This is a genomic window from Stenotrophomonas sp. LM091, from assembly GCF_001806305.1.
Taxonomy (GTDB): domain Bacteria; phylum Pseudomonadota; class Gammaproteobacteria; order Xanthomonadales; family Xanthomonadaceae; genus Stenotrophomonas; species Stenotrophomonas bentonitica_A.
The window spans coordinates 875,612-893,930 of sequence record NZ_CP017483.1; the positions used below are offsets into that span (position 1 = coordinate 875,612).

The following is an 18,319-nucleotide window of genomic DNA, read 5'->3' on the forward strand; positions in this document are numbered from 1 at the left end:
CATCACGCTAACCCGCGCGGGGCCGATAATGAATGCCTGAACCAACGGAGTCTCGCACCATGGGTGAGTGGATCACGCTCGATACGCATTACGGACCGGTCCGCGCCTGGCAGGCAACGCCGGCAGGCAAACCGCGCGGGGGCCTGGTGGTGATCCAGGAGATTTTCGGCGCCAACCCGCACATCCGCGCGGTGGCCGACGACTATGCCGCCAAGGGCTATGCGGTGCTGGCCCCCTCGTTCTTCGACCTGGCCGATTCGGCCCCGGACGGGACCGAACCGCCGGAACTGCCTTATGACAGTGAAGGCGTGGCCGCCGGCCTGCAGATGGTGGACGAACTCGGAGTGGAAAAAGCGCTGGAGATCGTCCGGGCCGCCGCGTCGCGGCTGGCACCGGCTGGCAAGGTCGGCACGGTGGGCTACTGCTGGGGCGGCAGCATCGCCCTGCTCTCCGCGCTGCGCCTGGGCCTGCCCTCGGTCAGCTATTACGGCGCCCGCAATGTGAAGTACCTGGACGAAACGCCCAAGGCGCCGGTCATGTTCCACTTCGGCGCCCAGGACAAGAGCATCCCGCCTGAAGCGATCAAGGCCCACCGCGAGAAGCTGCCGCAGATGGCCACGTTCGTCTACCCGGCCGATCATGCCTTCAACCGCAGCGTCGGACATGCGTATGATCCAGACAGCGCCCACCTGGCGCTGGAACGCACCCTGGACTTCTTTGCGGAGCATCTTGGATGAGCGAGTTCGAACTGGATTCACGCCTGGCCACCGACAGCGTACTGGTAGCAGAAGGGCCGTTATCGCAAGTGCGATTGATGAACGATGAAAGGTATCCCTGGCTGATCCTGGTCCCACGCCTGAGTGGCGTGACCGAATGGATCGACCTGGATGGCGAGCAGCAGGACAAGCTGCGGACCGAATTGAACCGGGCGTGCAAGGCGCTCAAGGGCACCGATGGGGTCGAGAAGATCAACATCGGCTCGCTGGGCAACATCGTGCGCCAGCTGCATTTCCATGTGATCGGGCGCCATGTCGGCGATCCGGCATGGCCGGGCCCGGTCTGGGGACAGGGGCAGGCACACCGTTTTGACCCGGAGGTGCTGGCCGAGCGTGTCGCACTCTGGAAGGAACGGCTAGGATATTCGCCCCAGCCCTAGCGGACCCTGCCCCTGATGCGTTCCAACCTTGTCGCCGCCATCGTCCTGATCCTTGTCGGCCTGTTCCTGCTGGCCAGCAATCTGGGCTGGACCAACATGAACATGGGAAAGCTGATCCTCACCTGGTGGCCGGTCGTGCTGGTGGCGGTTGGCATCGGCCTGCTGTTCGGCCGCAAGTAGAGCGGACCGTTGGTCCGCTGCTTTTCGGCCCACTGCTTTTGGGCCCGCTGCTTTTGATCACCACGCCGCACGTCGGACCAAGCCACAAAAAAAGCGCGGAGTACTCCGCGCTTTTTTTGTGGTCGCCCCTTGATGGGTGACGGTAACCGCAGAAGCAGCCGACCAACGGTCGGCTCTACCAGGCGCGGACGCGGCAGCACGCCCGGGGATCGATCAGGTGCGCCGCGCCACCGGCGTGATCATCAGGTCCGCGGCAGCGTGACGCCGGTCTGGCCCTGGTACTTGCCACCGCGGTCCTTGTAGGACGTCTCGCAGATATCGTCCTTGTCAGCCTGGAAGAACAGCATCTGGGCCACGCCTTCGTTGGCATAGATGCGCGCCGGCAGCGGCGTGGTGTTGCTGAATTCCAGGGTCACATGCCCTTCCCACTCCGGCTCCAGCGGGGTCACGTTGACGATGATGCCGCAGCGCGCGTAGGTGCTTTTGCCCAGGCACACCACGAGCGTGTCGCGCGGGATGCGGAAGTACTCCACGGTGCGCGCCAGCGCGAAGCTGTTGGGCGGGATGATGCACTCATCACCCACGATGTCCACGAAGCTGCCCGGGTCGAAGTGCTTCGGGTCCACGATGGTGGAGTTGATGTTGGTGAACACCTTGAACTCGCGCGAGCAACGGACGTCGTAGCCGTAGCTGGAGGTGCCGTAGCTGACGATGCGCTGGCCGTTGGCCTGCTTGACCTGGCCAGCTTCGAACGGCTCGATCATGCCGTGCTGCTCGGCCATCTGACGGATCCAGCGGTCACTCTTGATGCTCATGTTCGATCCTGGCTGGGGACAATTGGACAGACGCCCGGGCCAGCGATTCTACAGCGACCTGTGATGCTCGCCTACGCGCTTCAGCGTGACCGGGAAAGGCGCGAATCAGCCCAACCACTCTCGCTCTAAAGTGAGACATATAACCTCTAATTATCTCATTTTTACAGAATGGTTGCGCCGCGAAGAACTGTTCATTATGGTTTCATTAAGCCTGAACGCTCGATTCAGGTAGGGATATTCAGTCACCGTAAAGCATCACGCAAAGGAATCTGATGAAACACACCATCCATGGACGCAAGTTCGCCCGTACCGCACTCGCCTTGATGTTGAGCGCATGCATCGGCACCTCTTTCGCACAAAGCACCTCCGGCAACATCAACGGCAGCGCTACGGCGGAGAAGGTTCAGGTCAAGAGCCTGGCCTCCGGTGCCACCCGCGAAGTCACCGTCGGAACCGACGGCCGCTTCAGCTTCTCGCAGTTGCCCATCGGCACTTATGAGGTCACCACCTTCAGTGGCGGCAGTGCGGTGAACACCACGCGCGTCAATGTCGTCGCCGGCCAGTCGACCACTGCCAGCTTCGCCTCGGCATCCAGCGGCGCCACCTCCCTCGACACGGTCAATGTGCGCGCGCTCAGCGCGGCCAATGCCATCGATCTCGGTAGCGTGGAATCGCGCACCACCTTTACCGCCGACCAGCTCAATTCCCTCCCCGTGGCACGCGATATCACGAGCGTTTCGCTGCTCACCCCCGGGACCGTTGCATCAAGTGGATATTTCGGCCCGGCATCGTTCGGCGGCGCCTCGGCCGCAGAGAACAGCTACTACGTCAACGGCTTCAACGTCACCAATCTGTACGACAGCCTGTCGTTCTCCGAGATCCCCTACCAGGCCATCGACCAGCTGGACGTGCAGACCGGCGGTTACGGCGCGCAGTACGGCTTCTCCACCGGCGGCGTGACCAGCGTCAACGTCAAGCGCGGCACCAACGAATGGAAGGGTGGCTTCAGCTGGACCGGCGCCCCGGATTCGCTGCGCGAGAGCGCGCCCGATACGTACTACGACGATGGCTCGCTCTTCCGTTCCTATGATCGCAACAGCAGCAGCTCCAACGTCTACAGCGTCTGGGCCGGCGGCCCGCTGATCGAAGACAAGCTGTTCGTGTTTGCGATGGGCCAGTTCAGCAACTCCAAGACCGGCAATTACGGCAACCGCGGCTCGCAGTACACCACCAATGGCCGTCCGCCCTCCGCTACCGCATTGTCCACGTCGGCCTACGACTATGAGTCCAAGACCCCGTACTGGCTGTTGAAGCTGGACTGGTACCTCAACGACAGCAACCACCTCGAGTACACCGGTTTCGACAACAGCCGCCGCTACAATTACGACTACTACAACGCTGCCTATGATGATCCCAGCAGTGGTGGCGAACCGGCCAAGACCAGCGCCCTCGGCGCGCTGATCGGCAAGTCCGGCGGCCAGACCGACGTCTTCAAGTGGACCAGCTACCTGACCGACAACCTGACTGCATCGCTGCAGTACGGCCAGATGCGCAACCGCAGCTCGGAGCACACGATCAGCCCCGACGGTGTGATGAGCACCTACGACGGCGACATCAACAGCCCGCAGGGCAGCTGCCCCTACGTTCTGGACTACCGGTCCGAGACCGGCGGAACCGGCCGGCAGATTGGCTGCGCCGTGGCCAGCACCGTCGGCATCTTCGGCGGCCGCAACGAGCGCAAAGGCACCCGCCTGGATCTCGACTGGCAGCTGGGCGACCACAAGATTGGCTTCGGCTACAGCGACGAGAAATGGACCTCCGTGCAGGGCACGTCCTACTCCGGCGGGGCCTTGTGGTACCTGGAAGATGACTATGCCGAGCGGGTGAACTTCCGCAACGGCGGTTCCATCGAAATCAAGCAGCAGTCGTGGTACCTGCAGGACAACTGGCAGATCACCCCGAACTTCATGCTGTATGCGGGCATCCGCAATGACTCGTTCGACAACAAGAACTCGGACGGCATCTCCTTCGTCAAGCAGGATGACATCTGGCAGCCGCGTGCAGGCTTCTCCTGGGATATCCTGGGCGACGGTCGCAGCAAGCTGTTCGCCTCGGTTGGCCGGTACTCGCTGCCGATCGCCGCCAACGTCGCGCTGCGCGCAGCCAGTGCCTCGTACTATCTGGACGAGTATTTCACCTACAGCGGCATCAATCCGAACGGCTCGCCGATCGTCACCGGCAGCTTCGAGGACGGTGCGTATGACGCAGTGATCAACGGCGAAAGCGGTGCTACGCCTGATCCGCGCGCAGTCGCGTCGCGGGGCCTGAAGCCGTACACCCAGGACGAAGTCATCCTGGGCTACCAGCAGCAGATCAATTCGTCGATCGATTTCTTCAATGACTGGACCGTGGGCATCAAGGCCACCTACCGTCGTATCAACAATGCGATCGATGACACCTGCGACTCCCGCTCGCTCTACAACGCTGCAGTCGCTGCCGGCTATGACCTGTCCAACTGGTCCGACCCGTGGACCGTGCCGGAAGGCCTGCCCGGCTGCTGGATCTACAACCCCGGCAGCGACCTGAACGTCACCCTGGATGTCGACGGCGATGGCACGGTGGAAGAGATCAACGTGCCGGGCGACACACTGGGGCCGAAGGCCAAGCGCACCTACAAGGCCGTCACCCTGAGCGCGGACAAGCAGACCGAGCGCTGGTACGCCAGCCTCTCCTACACCTGGTCCAAGCTGGAGGGCAACTACGAAGGTCTGGTCAAGAGCACCAACGGCCAGGATGACACCGGCACGACCTCGGACTTCGACTTTGCCGAGATCATGTACGGCGCTGATGGCTACCTGTTCAACGACCACCGCCACAGCTTCAAGCTCTTCGGCGGCTTCAAGTTCACCGACGAGTGGTCGGTCGGCGTCAACGTGCTGGCCCAGTCCGGCGCACCGAAAAGCTGCCTCGGCGGCGGCTGGGGCAGCTTCGACACCGAGTACGGTTATACCGGCGTGTTCCACACCTGCGAACAGGGTACCGACGAGATCTCCAAGGTGGGCAGCGCTGGCCGCACGCCGTGGCAGTTCACGGTCAGCCCGAACATCACCTACACGCCGAACTGGCTGGAAGGGCTGAGCATGCAGGTCTCGGTGATCAACGCCTTCAACAACATCAAGCCGGTCCAGGTGTACGAAACCAAGTACGGCCGCCCGAGCTCGGCACCGACCATCCGGACCTTCTACAACTACAACACGCCGAAGTACTTCAACGATCCGCGCTATGTCCGGTTCCAGGTGCAGTACGACTGGTAAGCCGAAAACCCGCGTTGCTTTCTCTCTTGACCGCCGGCCTCATGCCGGCGGTTTTTTCTGCAGGGAACAAAAGCCTTACAGCAACGAGGACAGGATCGGGATGGCTGCCCGCGGCCGCTTGGCCACTTCCTCGATCAACCGCTCGGCCGCGCGCAGGTAGGCCTGGGCCGCAGAAGACGCCGGCGCGGCAGCAGTGATCGGCGTACCGGCATCGCCCTGTTCACGGATGCCGATCTCCAGCGGCAGCGACCCCAGCAGCGGCACCCCGTACTGGGCGGCCATGCGCTCGCCACCGCCCTCGCCGAACAGATGCTCGACCTGGCCGCAGTTGCTGCAGGTATGCACGGCCATGTTCTCGACGATGCCCAGCACCGGCACCTCCACCTTCTCGAACATCTTCAGCGCCTTTTTCGCGTCCAGCGTGGCGATGTCCTGCGGCGTGGTGACGATCACCGCACCGGCCAGCGGAATCTTCTGGGTCAGGGTGAGCTGGATGTCGCCGGTGCCCGGCGGCAGATCGATCAGCAGGTAATCCAGGTCGTCCCACAGCGTGTCATTGAAGAACTGCGTCATCGCCGAGGTGGCCATCGGCCCGCGCCAGATCATCGGCGTCTCGTCCTCGATCAGGTAACCGATCGACATGGTCTCCACCCCGAACGCGCGCATCGGCTCGATCGACTTGTTGTCAGGGCTTTCCGGACGGCCACTCAGACCGAGCATGGCGGGCACGCTGGGGCCGTAGATATCGGCATCCAGCAGGCCCACGCGCGCGCCGAGCGCGGCAAGTGCGACAGCCAGGTTGACCGCGGTGGTGGACTTGCCGACCCCGCCCTTGCCCGACCCCACTGCGATCACGTTGCGCACGCGCGGATGCGGCGACAACCCCTTCTGCACTTGGCTGGCGTGGGGACGACGCACTTGGCTGGCACTCACTGCGGGCACTCCGGGAACACAACAATTGGACGCAACACTATACAACCTTGACTGCACCTGACTGAAAATCCCGATTGCTACGAAACCATGCAATTTTCGTTAAGTTCATGTTACGGTCGAAACGCACTACGTTGAGCGTTTTCCGCGCGTTCCGGGAGGGAATCATTGGCGTCAGTGCTTTCTGTTTTGTTCTATGGACTATCAATGAATTACAGCACCACCGCACGTCGCAACACGCTCGCCGCTGCACTGTTCTCCGCCCTGATCGCCACCGCAGCCGCTCCGGCCATGGCACAGGATAAAGCCACGACGCTGGACAAAGTCACCGTCACCGGCTCGCTGATTCCGCAGACCGATATCGAAACCCAGACGCCGGTGATGTCCATCACCGCGCAGGACATCCAGACCCGCGGCTTCACCAGCGTGGCCGAAGTCCTCCAGCAGTCCTCGCTGACCACCGGCGGCCTCCAGGGCGGCCAGACCTCGGCGTCCTTCACCCAGGGCGCGGAAGCCTCGGGCATGTTCGGCCTGAACCCGGGTTACACCAAGTACCTGATCAACGGCCGTCCGATGATGTCGTATCCGGCGCTGTACAACGGCGGCGATACGTTCAACAACATCAGCGGCATTCCGATCGACATCGTCGAGCGCATTGAAGTCCTGCCGGGCGGCCAGTCGTCGCTGTACGGTTCGGACGCCATCGCCGGCGTGGTCAACATCATCCTCAAGGAACGCATGGACGGTGGCAGCATCTCCGTGCGCGGCGGCACCTACACCGAAGGTGGCGGCAACAGCGTTCGCTTCAGTGGCGCGCACGGTTTCAGCGCGTTCGATGACCGCTTCAACGCACTGGTCAACGTGCAGATCGAGTCGAGCAACCCGATCTGGGGCTACCAGCGCGACCTGACCCGCACCACCAATGCCAACGGCTACACCGCGCAGCTGCCGAGCAACGATTTCGCCGTCATCGACGCCGATACCAACCGCCTGTACATGATGGACCCGAACAACTGCGCCAACGTGGCCAGCCAGTTCGGTGGCACCACCGTGCTGGGCACCCGCCCGACCGGCCAGTCGTGCGGCACCTACTTCGGCGCCGGCTACAAGACGCTCAAGAACGGCAAGGACAGCGGCCAGTTCTATTCGGCGATGACCTTCGACGTCAACGACAACCTGCAACTGTTCGCCGACGTGCTGTACAGCAAGGAAAAGACCGAGTACACCTCCGGTTCGAGCTACCTGTGGTGGGGCACCAAGAGCGGCATGGGCGGCTTCTACGACCAGTCCTCGGGCAAGGTAGTGAACCTGCAGCGCGCGTTCGCCCCGGAAGACATCGGTGGCCAGGGCTACAACGACGTCCTCAACAGTGACGAGAGCCGCTCCTACCAGGTGACCCTGGGCGCGAAGGGCATGGCCGGCAACTGGGACTACAGCGCCAGCTTCACCCGCGGTGAGTACAAGCTCACCGAAAACAAGTTCATGCGTTGGAAGGACCCGATCAACAACTACTTCGCCGAACACGTGCTGGGCCCGCAGCTGGGCACCACGGCCGACGGCTGGGGCATCTACAACCCGAACTACGACGCGTTCTACTCGCCGATCTCGCCGGAAGATTTCGCCAGCTTCACCGGCTACGCGACCAACCGCAGCCGTACCTGGCAGAACCTGGGCCGCGTGCAGATCACCAACGGCTCGCTGTTCTCGCTGCCGGGCGGCGATGCCGGCTTCGCCGTGGTGGTTGAAGGTGGCAGCGAAGGCTGGGACTACTCCCCCGACCAGCGCCTGCTGGACGGCCAGGTGTGGGGCTCCTCGGCCGTGGCCGGCAATGGCCACCGCAGCAATTATGCGGTGACCTCCGAACTGCGCATGCCGGTGCTGGAGCAGGTCACGGTGACCGCTTCGGGTCGCTATGACGCGTTCAAGATCGCCGACAACACCGTCGACAAGGCCACCTACAGCCTGGGCCTGGAGTACCGTCCGATCGACAGCCTGCTGTTCCGCGGCAAGTACGGCACTGCGTTCCGCGCACCGACCCTGTCCGATGCCTTCCAGGGCAAGAGCGGGTACTACGCCGCGAACTCGACCGACTACTACCGTTGCGGCACCCTGGGCTATGCACCGGGCAACACCGCCGACTGCCGTTACCACGACAACGTCTCGGTGTACTCCGAGCGGGCCGGCAACCCGGACCTGGAGCCGATCACGGCCGATGTCTGGAATGCAGGCGTGGTCTGGGCACCGATGGCGAACCTCTCCATCTCGGCCGACTACTACAACTGGAAGATCGAGAACGAAGTCGATACGGCCAGCACCGACCAGCTTCTGCTGGCCGAGTACTACTGCCGCAACGGCCTGCCCAACGGCTCTTCGGCCAGCTGCCAGAACGTGGCCGACTGGGTCGTGCGCGACGCCGCCGGCAACCTGAGCAGCCTGTACACCCCGAAGATGAACGTGGCTCGCCAGAATCTGCAGGCCGTGACGGTCGGCTTCAAGTATCTGCAGGACATCGGCCGCTTCGGCTCGCTGCAGTTCTCGGCCAACTACACCAACATGCTCAAGCGTGAAGTGCAGTCGCAGCCGGGTGAGGAGTTCCAGGATCTGCTGGGCAACCCGATCGCGATGTGGAACTACGACAACTTCGCCAAGGTCCGCAGCGATGCCTCCGTGGGCTGGTCGGTCGACAAGTTCACCACCACGCTGTACGCGAACTACATCGGCAAGACCCCGAACTACCTGGCCGGCATCAACGGCTATGACTACGTCCACCCGGCATCGGGCAAGGCGGCAGGCAAGTGGGGCTCGTACACCACGTACAACCTGAGCGTGAACTATCGCGCCCAGGATGACCTGACGCTGTCGGTGATGGTCAACAACGTGTTCAACAAGATGCCCGACGGCCAGGCTTACAGCTACCTGGGCACCTCGGGTGCGCCGTACAACACCGGCCTGTACAACGCGTACGGCCGTGCCGTGTACGTCCAGGCCAAGTACGACTTCGGCAAGTAACCGCCGCAGGCCACACCGGCGACCGTGCAGGGCCCTGCCCTGCCGGTTCGCCATCCGGAGCGCCCCGAAAGGGGCGTTTCGCGTTTGTGGGGCTGCCACGTCACCCGCGCCGCCACCGGCGCGAAAGAGGAAGCGAAACCGGAACGACGACCTCGGAAACAGTAATCGTTTTCAACCGCTACCATTCAGCATTGCGTCATCCACTCCGTTGTTACAAATTGTTACATTTTCATACACGACTGATTTTCAAACACTTTTTATCGAACCTCCAGCCTTATGGCCAATGGCTATGTGACTGAGCTGTGTAAGCCTCGTTAAGCCCGTGTTACGTTCGATGACGAAGCACGGAAAGCTTCACACGCAGATGTAATCGCTTCCATGGACGGCCCTACCCACGTCGACACCGCACTCGGGGATGCCCATGTCTCGCCACAGCTCCACTCTGTCTCGCCACCCGCTGACCGCCGCCGTACTGACCGGCATGCTGCTGACCAGCGCCGTCACCGCCTTTGCCCAGGACACCGGTACCACCAACCTGGACAAGGTCACCGTCACCGGTTCGCTGATCCCGCAGACCGAGATTGAAACCCATACCCCGGTGGTGACCATCACCGCCGAAGACATCCAGACCCGCGGCTTCACCAGCGTGGCCGATGTGCTGCAGCAGTCCTCGCTGACCACCGGCGGCCTGCAGGGCGGCCAGACCTCCGCCTCGTTCACCCAGGGCGCTGAAGCGGCCGGCATGTTCGGCCTGAGCCCGAGCTACACCAAGTACCTGATCAACGGCCGGCCCATGCTGTCCTACCCCGCCCTGTACAACGGCGGCGATACGTTCAACAACATCAGCGGCATCCCGATCGACATCGTCGAGCGCATCGAGATCCTGCCCGGTGGCCAGTCCTCCCTGTACGGCTCGGATGCGATTGCCGGCGTGGTCAACATCATCCTGAAAGAGCGGATGGACGGCAGCGTACTCAACGTGCGCGGCGGCACCTACACCGAAGGCGGCGGCAGCACCTTCCGCGTCAGCGGCGCGACCGGCTTCAACAGCGCCGACGATCGCCTCAACGTGCTGGTCAATGCCCAGTTCGAGTCGAGCAATCCGATCTGGGGCTACCAGCGCGACGTCACCAAGACGACCAATGGCAAGGGCTACACCGCCCAGGTGCCGACCAATGACTTCCTGGTCGTCAATCCGGCGGCCGGCAACGCCTACCTGATGATGGATCCGAACCTGTGCGCCAACGTCGCCGGCCAGTTCGGTGGTACCACCGTGCTCGGCACGCGTGCGGCCGGCCAGTCCTGCGGCTCGATCTACAGCCCGGGCTACAAGACCGTCAAGAACGGCAAGGACAGCGCGCAGGTCTACAGCTCGTTCACCTTCGATGCCAGTGACAGCCTGCAGCTGTTCGGCGACGTGCTGTACAGCTATGAGGACGTGAAGTACGCCACCGGCTCCAACTACACCTGGTGGGGCACGGCCTCCGGTTACGGTCGCTTCTGGGACCAGACCAGCGGCCAGTGGATGAACCTGCAGCGCGCGTTCGCCCCGGAAGACATCAGCGCCAACGGCTACAAGGACATCCTCAACACCGACCGCAACAAGGCTTACCAGGTGACCCTGGGTGGCCGCGGCACGCTGGGCAACTGGGATTACAGCGCCAGCTTCACCCGCGGCGAGTACAAGCTGACCGAGCGCAATTTCGTGCGCTGGGCCGATCCGATCAACAACTACTTCGAAGAGCACGTACTGGGCCCGCAGTTGGGCACCCGCAGCGGCTACGCAGTGTTCGCGCCGAACTGGGACGCCTTCTATGCGCCGATCCCGGCCGGCGACTTCGCCACCTTCACCGGTTACACGGAGAGCCAGAGCCGCACGTGGCAGAACCTGGGCCGTTTCCAGCTCACCAACGGCACGCTGTTCTCGCTGCCCGGCGGTGATGCCGGTTTCGCCGTCGTTGCCGAAGCCGGCAGCGAAGGCTGGGATTACACCCCCGACGAGCGCCTGATGGACGGCAGCGTATGGGGCACCACCGCGGTCGCCGGTGCAGGCCATCGCAGCAACTACTCGCTGACCTCCGAGCTGCGCCTGCCGCTGCTCGATTCGCTGACCGTCACCGGTTCGGGCCGCTATGACGCCTTCAAGATCGGTGACAGCACCGTCGACAAGGCAACCTACAGTGTCGGCGTCGAGTTCCGTCCGATCGAGAGCCTGCTGTTCCGCGGCAAGTACGGCACCGCGTTCCGCGCGCCCAGCCTGTCCGATGCGTTCCAGGGCCTGAGCGGCTACTACGCCAACGGCTCCACCGACTACTACCGCTGCGGCCAGCTCGGCTATGCGCCGACCGATACCACCGGCTGCGCCTATGACAGCGTCTCGGTGTTCGGCCAGCGTGCCGGCAACCCGGACCTGGAACCGATCACCGCCGATGTGTGGAATGCCGGCGTGGTCTGGGCACCGTTGAGCAACCTGTCCTTCTCGGTCGATTACTACAACTGGAAGATCAAGAACGAAGTCGACACGCTGAGCTCGGACCAGCTGCTGCTGGCCGAGTACTACTGCCGCAACGGCCTGGTCAACAACACCTCGGCCAGCTGCGACAATGTCAACGAGTGGATCACCCGTGATGCGTCCGGCGTTCTGGACGAGATCTACACCCCGAAGATGAACGTGGCCAGCCAGAACCTGCAGGCCATCACCGCCAGTGCCAAGTACGTGCAGGAACTGGGTCGTTTCGGTGCACTGCAGTTCTCCACCAACTACACCAACATGATCAAGCGCGAGCTGCAGCCGCAGCCGGGCGATGAATACCTGGACCTGCTGCGCGATCCGTACAACATGTGGATCTACGACTCCTACGCCAAGGTGCGCGCCGATGGTTCGCTGGCCTGGGCCTTGGACAAGTGGACCACCACGCTGTACTTCAACTATGTCGGCAAGACCCCGAACTACCTGGCTTACGCCGGCAACGGCTACGACTACGTGCACCCCTCGGGCGCCAAGGCTGGCAAGTGGGGTTCGTACACCACCTACAACCTGAGCGTGAACTACCGGGCAGCGGAGAACATGACCTTCTCGGTCATGGTCAACAATGTGTTCAACAAGATGCCCGACAACCAGGCGAGCAACTACCCGGGCACCTCCGGTACGCCTTACAACAATTACTTCTACAACATCTACGGCCGGGCCGTGTATGTGCAGGCCAAGTATGAATTTGGCGGGAAGTAACACGATAGCCACTCAGCACTGACACCAGAAAGCCCCGCCGAAAGGCGGGGCTTTTTTCGTGCGGCATCGTACATTCGGAATGCGATTACCGGTTTCATCCCACTTGTTAATCACGGCCCTGTTCAGCAGCCAGGCCGCAGCGCAATATGAATAAAGTTTCATGTTCATCCAGCCCATTGTTTTTCAAGATATTTCAACAACGCCTCGCCTTCGCCGCAGACAGATCGCGGCCATTCAGCGTATTTCACGTTAAGCGCGTGTTACGTTCGCGGCACGCCGGTACCGACTGAACGCAGAATGAAACACCCAAGGACGGCCATGCAGGCCTGATACCGGATCGTTGTTGCACGCAATCAAGAGGTCCCACGGAAGGGCAAGCCACGACATCACCACTACATGGGGTTGCACATGTCTCGCCAAGGTAATTCGATCTCGCGTCATCCGCTTGTCGCCGCCGTCCTCACCGGCCTGCTGCTCACCAGCGCCACCGTCTTCGCACAGGACAACGCCGCCACCAATCTCGACCGCGTCACCGTCACCGGGTCCTTGATCCCGCAGACCGAGATCGAGAACCACACACCGGTGCTGACCGTCACCGCCGAGGACATCCAGACCCGCGGCTTCACCAGTATCTCCGAGGTGCTGCAGCAGTCTTCGCTGACCACCGGCGGCCTGCAGGGCGGCCAGACCGCCGCCTCCTTCACCCAGGGTGCCGAAGCGGCCGGCATGTTCGGCCTGGACCCGGGCTACACCAAATACCTGATCAACGGCCGGCCGATGCTGCAGTACCCGGCGCTGTACAACGGCAGCGACGCGTTCAACAACCTCAGCGGCATTCCGATCGACATCGTCGAGCGCATCGAGATCCTGCCCGGCGGCCAGTCCTCGCTGTACGGCTCTGACGCCATCGCCGGCGTGGTCAATATCATCCTCAAGGAGCGCATGGATGGCGGCGTGCTCAATGTCCGCGGCGGCGCCACCACCGAAGGCGGCGGCAACAACATCCGCGTCAGCGGCGCCAGGGGCTTCAACAGCGCCGATGACCGCTTCAATGCACTGGTCAACGTGCAGTACGAAAAGAGCAACCCGATCTGGGGCTACCAGCGCGACCTGACCCGCACCAACAACCGCGTCGGCTACAGCGCGCAGGTGCCGGCCAACGATTTTCTGGTCTATCTGCCCGCCGACAACAACGCGTTCGTGATGATGGACCCGACCCGTTGCGCCAGCGTCGCCGGTCAGTTCGGCGGCACCACCGTGCTGGGCACGCGCGCGGCCGGCGAGTCCTGCGGCTCGGCCTACGGCGCCGGCTACCGCACGCTGAAGAACGACAAGGAGAGCAGCCAGTTCTACAGCTCGATGACGTTCGATGTGAACGACAACTTCACCCTGTTCGCCGATGCGCTGTACAGCCTGGAAGAGGTCAAGTACACGCCGGGTTCGGGGTATACGTTCTGGGGCAGCGACCTGAGCTTCGGCGCGTTCTATGACCAGGACACCGATCAGTACATGAACCTGCAGCGCGCGTTCGCGCCGGAGGACATCGGGCCGAACGGCTACAAGGACATCCTCAACACCGACCGCAACAAGGCCTACCAGGTCACCCTGGGCGGGCGTGGCACGTTCGGCAACTGGGATTACAGCGCCAGCTTCAGCCGCGGCGAATACAAGCTGACCGAGCGCGGCTTCGTGCGCTGGGCCGATGACATCGACAGCTACTTCGAGAACCGCGTGCTCGGCCCGGTGCTGGGTACCACCGATGACGGCTACAACATCTACAGCCCGAACTGGGGCGCGTTCTATTCGCAGCTGCCAGCCGGCGATTTCCAGACCTTCACCGGCTACACCTACAACCAGAGCAAGACCTGGCAGAACCTGGGCCGCTTCCAGCTCACCAACGGCTCGCTGTTCACCTTGCCCGGTGGCGATGCAGGCTTTGCCGTGGTCGCCGAAGCCGGCAGCGAAGGCTGGGATTACCGCCCGGACGAGCGCTTGATGGATGGCAGCGTGTGGGGCACCACCTCGGTGGCCGGTAATGGCCATCGCAGCAACTACGCGGTGACCTCCGAACTGCGCCTGCCGCTGATCGACTCGCTCACCGTGACCGGCTCGGGTCGCTACGACGCCTACAAGATCGCAGACAACACCGTCGACAAGGCCACCTACAGCGTCGGCGTGGAGTTCCGTCCGATCGAAAGCCTGCTGTTCCGTGGCAAGTACGGCACCGCGTTCCGTGCGCCGACCCTGCCCGACGCCTTCCAGGGCGAGAGCGGGTATTACGCCAACGGCGCGGTCGACTACTACCGTTGCGGCCAGCTCGGCTATGCCCCGGCCGATACCCTCGCCTGCCCGTACGGCAACGAGTCGGTGTTCGGCGTGCAGGCGGGCAACACGGAGCTGGAACCGATCACCGCCGATGTCTGGAACGCCGGCGTGGTCTGGGCGCCGATGAACAACCTCTCGGTCTCGGTCGACTACTACAACTGGAAGATCGACAACGAAGTCGACACCCTGAGCTCGGACCAGCTGCTGCGCGCGGAGTACTACTGCCGCAATGGCCAGGGCAACCCGACCTCGGCCAGCTGCGAGAACGTCGCTGACTGGATCACCCGCGATGCGGCCGGCAACATCGAGCAGATCTTCACGCCCAAGCTCAACGTCGCGCGCCAGAACCTGCAGGCCCTGACGGCCAGCTTCAAGTACGTGCAGGACATCGGCCGCTTCGGCTCGCTGCAGTTCGCCAGCAACTACACCAACATCCTCAAGCGCGAGCTGCAGCCGCAGCCGGGCGACGACTATCTGGATCTGCTGCGCGACCCGTATGCGATGTGGTACTACGACGCCTACGCCAAGGTCCGTACCGATGGTTCGGTGGGCTGGGCCAAGGACCGCTGGACCACCACGCTGTACTTCAACTACATCGGCAAGACGCCGAACTACATGTCCTACCTGGGCGAGAGCTTCGACTACGTCCACCCGTCCGGTTACAAAGCCGGCAAGTGGGGCTCCTACACCACCTACAACCTCAGTGTGAACTACCGGGCGCTGGACAACCTGACCCTGTCGCTGATGGTCAACAACGTCTTCAACAAGATGCCCGACGGCCAGGCCCACAGCTACGCCGGCAACATCGCCTCGCCGTACAACAGCAGCATCTACAACCCGTACGGACGCGCGGTGTATGTGCAGGCCAAGTACGATTTCGGCACCAAGACCAACTGAGCCGAACCCGGGATGACACCCCCAGGCCCCGCCGCAAGGCGGGGCTTTTCCATGGCCGCTGCCGGGCGGGGCCACGTCCGCAGTTGACCGGATCAGACCTCTTGCCATCGGCCATGACCTTCGACACCCTTGCAGGCCGGGCCGGCGGCGTATCGTCTGGCCCACAGGCTCTTCGGGGCCATTCCTGCACGACTTTTCCGGCCTGGAGGCCAATCACGTGATCGCACGTACACCCAAACTGGTACTGCTGACCCTGGCCGTTTCGGCCGCGCTGGTCGGCTGCGGCAAGAACGAAACCCCGGCCACGGACAGCGCAGCCTCCACCGCCGCGCCGGCGGCCCCGGCCGCCACCGAGTACAAGCTCGACGAGAGCAAGCTGCCGGCCTACAACGCCTTCCACCCGTCCGACCTGGACACCAGCATGGACGCCTGTGGCGCGTTCGGTGACTACGTCAACAGCAAGTGGCTGGCCGCCAATGAAATCCCGGCCGACCGCACCAGCTGGGGCGCCTTCACCATCCTGGACGAGCGCTCGGTCGCCGTGCAGCACCAGCTCGCCGAGCAGGTCGCGGCGGTCAAGAACCCGGCCGGCATCGAGAAGATCGTCGGCGATTTCTGGGCCACCGGCATGGACGAGGCCAAGATCAACGCCCAGGGCATCGAGCCGATCAAGGCCGACCTGGCCGCCATTGACGGCCTGCAGGACAAGGACGCGATCGCCAACTACCTGCGCACCAGCGCCGCCAAGGGCGAGAACGTGCTGTTCGGCTTCGGTCCGGAAGCGGACTTCAAGAATTCCAGCATGAACCTGGCCTACGCCAGCCAGGGCGGCCTGGGCCTGCCGGACACCACCTATTACACCGACGCCAAGAACGCCGACAAGCTCAAGGCTTACCAGGCCCACGTGGCCAAGGTGCTGGAACTGGCCGGCGTGGCCACGGCCGACGCTGAGAAGCAGGCCGCCGATGTGGTCAAGTTCGAAACGCGCCTGGCCAAGGCGTCCAAGTCCAGCGTCGAGCTCTCGCGCGATGTCTCGCTGTTCTACAACCCGGTCACCGTGGCCGACGCGGACAAGCTGACCCCGAACTTCAGCTGGACCGAATTCTTCAAGGCCCAGGGCATCGCCGCCCCGGAGAAGTTCTCGCTGGCCATGCCCAGCTTCCACCAGGAAGTGAGCAAGGCACTGGGCGATACCGATCCGTCGGTGTGGCGTGCCTACCTGCGCTTCCACACCGTGGACAGCGCCTCGCCGTACCTGGCCGATGCCTTCGTCAATGAGAACTACAACTTCTACGGCAAGACCCTGAACGGTCAGAAGGAGCAGAAGCCGCGCTGGAAGCGCGTGCTGGGCACCATCGAAAACGATGCCGGCGACGCCTTCGGCCAGCTGTACGTGAAGGTCGCCTTCTCGCCTGAAGCCAAGGCCAAGATGGAAGAACTGGTCAAGAACCTGGCCGCCGCCCTCAAGGAGCGCATCCAGGGCCTGACCTGGATGAGCGATGAGACCAAGGCCAAGGCCATCGCCAAGTGGGAAACCTTCACCCCGAAGATCGGCTACCCGGACAAGTGGCGTGACTGGAGCGGCCTGGCCACCGGCCGCGACAGCTACCTGGGCAACGTCCGCGCCGCCAATGCGTTCAACTACAAGTTCGCGCTGTCCAAGATCGGCCAGCCGGTGGACAAGACCGAGTGGGGCATGACCCCGCAGACGGTCAATGCCTACTACAACCCGCTGCAGAACGAGATCGTCTTCCCGGCCGCCATCCTGCAGCCGCCGTTCTTCGACCCCAAGGCCGATGACGCGCTGAACTACGGCGGCATCGGTGCGGTGATCGGCCACGAAATGACCCACGGTTACGACGACCAGGGCAGCCGCTTCGGGCCGACCGGCAACTTCGAGAACTGGTGGACCGAGGCGGACACCAAGAACTTCAGCGGCCTGACCGGCAAGCTGATCAAGCAGTTCGACGGTTACAAGGTGGACGGCCAGCCGGTCAACGGCAAGCTGACCCTGGGCGAGAACATCGCCGACCTGGGTGGCCTGGCCACCGCCTACGACGCCCTGCAGAAGGCCTCGGCCGGCAAGGAAGATCCGAAGGTCGACGGCTTCACCCGTGACCAGCGCTTCTTCTTCAACTGGGCCACGGTGTGGCGCACCAAGTACACCCCGGAGAACATGAAGGTCCGCCTGGCGACCGACCCGCATGCCCCGGCGCAGTTCCGCGCGATGGGTGCCCCGTCGAACCTGCCCACCTTCGCCGCGGCCTTCCAGTGCAAGGCCGGCTCGCCGATGGTGCGCGCTGGCGACCAGCAGGTCGTGATCTGGTAACAAGCGCCCTTTATTGAGCGTTGCGCACGCAAAGGCCCGGGATTTCCCGGGCCTTTGCTTTTGGTGCGGGGGGCACCCATCACGCTCTTTTCGCTTTGCTTGGTACACTCGCGCGATCCCAATCCTGCTGGATTC

10 protein-coding genes are annotated in these 18,319 nt (G+C 63.2%); 8 read left to right on the forward strand and 2 right to left on the reverse strand.

The features are described from left to right. Positions 1-59: 59 nt before the first annotated feature. The 3 genes from BIZ42_RS03945 to BIZ42_RS19680 are packed head-to-tail and all read left to right on the forward strand — an operon-like array spanning position 60 to position 1,336. A complete protein-coding gene (locus BIZ42_RS03945; protein WP_070425606.1) occupies positions 60-737 on the forward strand; it encodes a dienelactone hydrolase family protein in 678 nt (225 codons plus the stop codon). After that, positions 734-1,156 (forward strand): HIT family protein, encoded by a 423-nt coding sequence (locus BIZ42_RS03950; protein WP_019182648.1) that lies wholly within the window; start codon positions 734-736, stop codon positions 1,154-1,156. Before BIZ42_RS03945 ends, BIZ42_RS03950 begins: the two co-directional genes overlap by 4 nt. Positions 1,157-1,171: 15 nt before the next feature. After that, positions 1,172-1,336 (forward strand): DUF5668 domain-containing protein, encoded by a 165-nt coding sequence (locus tag BIZ42_RS19680; protein ID WP_167390309.1) that lies wholly within the window; start codon positions 1,172-1,174, stop codon positions 1,334-1,336. 242 nt (positions 1,337-1,578) lie between these two features. Here the strand turns inward: BIZ42_RS19680 and dcd are convergent, their stop codons facing one another. Next, positions 1,579-2,151, reverse strand: coding sequence for a dCTP deaminase (gene dcd / locus BIZ42_RS03955; RefSeq protein WP_019182646.1), 573 nt, complete (start codon positions 2,149-2,151; stop codon positions 1,579-1,581). A gap of 272 nt (positions 2,152-2,423) precedes the next feature. Between dcd and BIZ42_RS03960 the strand changes: the two genes are divergently transcribed. Continuing rightward, entirely contained in the window at positions 2,424-5,465 is a 3,042-nt protein-coding gene (locus BIZ42_RS03960; RefSeq protein WP_070425607.1) for a TonB-dependent receptor, read from the forward strand. A gap of 75 nt (positions 5,466-5,540) precedes the next feature. Here the strand turns inward: BIZ42_RS03960 and apbC are convergent, their stop codons facing one another. Next, a complete protein-coding gene (gene apbC, locus BIZ42_RS03965) occupies positions 5,541-6,383 on the reverse strand; it encodes an iron-sulfur cluster carrier protein ApbC (protein ID WP_102788256.1) in 843 nt (280 codons plus the stop codon). Positions 6,384-6,602: 219 nt separating this feature from the next. Here apbC and BIZ42_RS03970 point away from each other — a divergent pair, with 219 nt between their 5' ends. The 4 genes from BIZ42_RS03970 to BIZ42_RS03985 all read left to right on the forward strand — a co-directional run bounded on the left by BIZ42_RS03970 (position 6,603) and on the right by BIZ42_RS03985 (position 18,184). Then, a complete protein-coding gene (locus BIZ42_RS03970) occupies positions 6,603-9,404 on the forward strand; it encodes a TonB-dependent receptor (protein ID WP_046273250.1) in 2,802 nt (933 codons plus the stop codon). Between the two features lie 421 nt (positions 9,405-9,825). Further along, complete coding sequence (locus BIZ42_RS03975) at positions 9,826-12,633, forward strand: TonB-dependent receptor (RefSeq protein WP_026069695.1); 2,808 nt, start codon at positions 9,826-9,828, stop codon at positions 12,631-12,633. A gap of 408 nt (positions 12,634-13,041) precedes the next feature. Beyond that, positions 13,042-15,855: a TonB-dependent receptor gene (locus BIZ42_RS03980; RefSeq protein ID WP_070427439.1), complete on the forward strand. Its 2,814-nt coding sequence runs from the start codon at positions 13,042-13,044 to the stop codon at positions 15,853-15,855. Between the two features lie 220 nt (positions 15,856-16,075). Beyond that, positions 16,076-18,184 (forward strand): M13-type metalloendopeptidase, encoded by a 2,109-nt coding sequence (locus BIZ42_RS03985; protein WP_172838069.1) that lies wholly within the window; start codon positions 16,076-16,078, stop codon positions 18,182-18,184. Positions 18,185-18,319: the final 135 nt, after the last annotated feature.

Excerpts from the sequence above, each read along its gene's own strand:
- BIZ42_RS03945 (WP_070425606.1), top strand. The coding sequence starts at position 60 with ATGGGTGAGTGGATCACGCTCGATACGCATTACGGACCGGTCCGCGCC.
- BIZ42_RS03950 (WP_019182648.1), top strand. The coding sequence starts at position 734 with ATGAGCGAGTTCGAACTGGATTCACGCCTGGCCACCGACAGCGTACTG.
- BIZ42_RS19680 (WP_167390309.1), top strand. The coding sequence starts at position 1,172 with ATGCGTTCCAACCTTGTCGCCGCCATCGTCCTGATCCTTGTCGGCCTG.
- dcd (WP_019182646.1), bottom strand. The coding sequence starts at position 2,151 with ATGAGCATCAAGAGTGACCGCTGGATCCGTCAGATGGCCGAGCAGCAC.
- BIZ42_RS03960 (WP_070425607.1), top strand. The coding sequence starts at position 2,424 with ATGAAACACACCATCCATGGACGCAAGTTCGCCCGTACCGCACTCGCC.
- BIZ42_RS03970 (WP_046273250.1), top strand. The coding sequence starts at position 6,603 with ATGAATTACAGCACCACCGCACGTCGCAACACGCTCGCCGCTGCACTG.
- BIZ42_RS03975 (WP_026069695.1), top strand. The coding sequence starts at position 9,826 with ATGTCTCGCCACAGCTCCACTCTGTCTCGCCACCCGCTGACCGCCGCC.
- BIZ42_RS03980 (WP_070427439.1), top strand. The coding sequence starts at position 13,042 with ATGTCTCGCCAAGGTAATTCGATCTCGCGTCATCCGCTTGTCGCCGCC.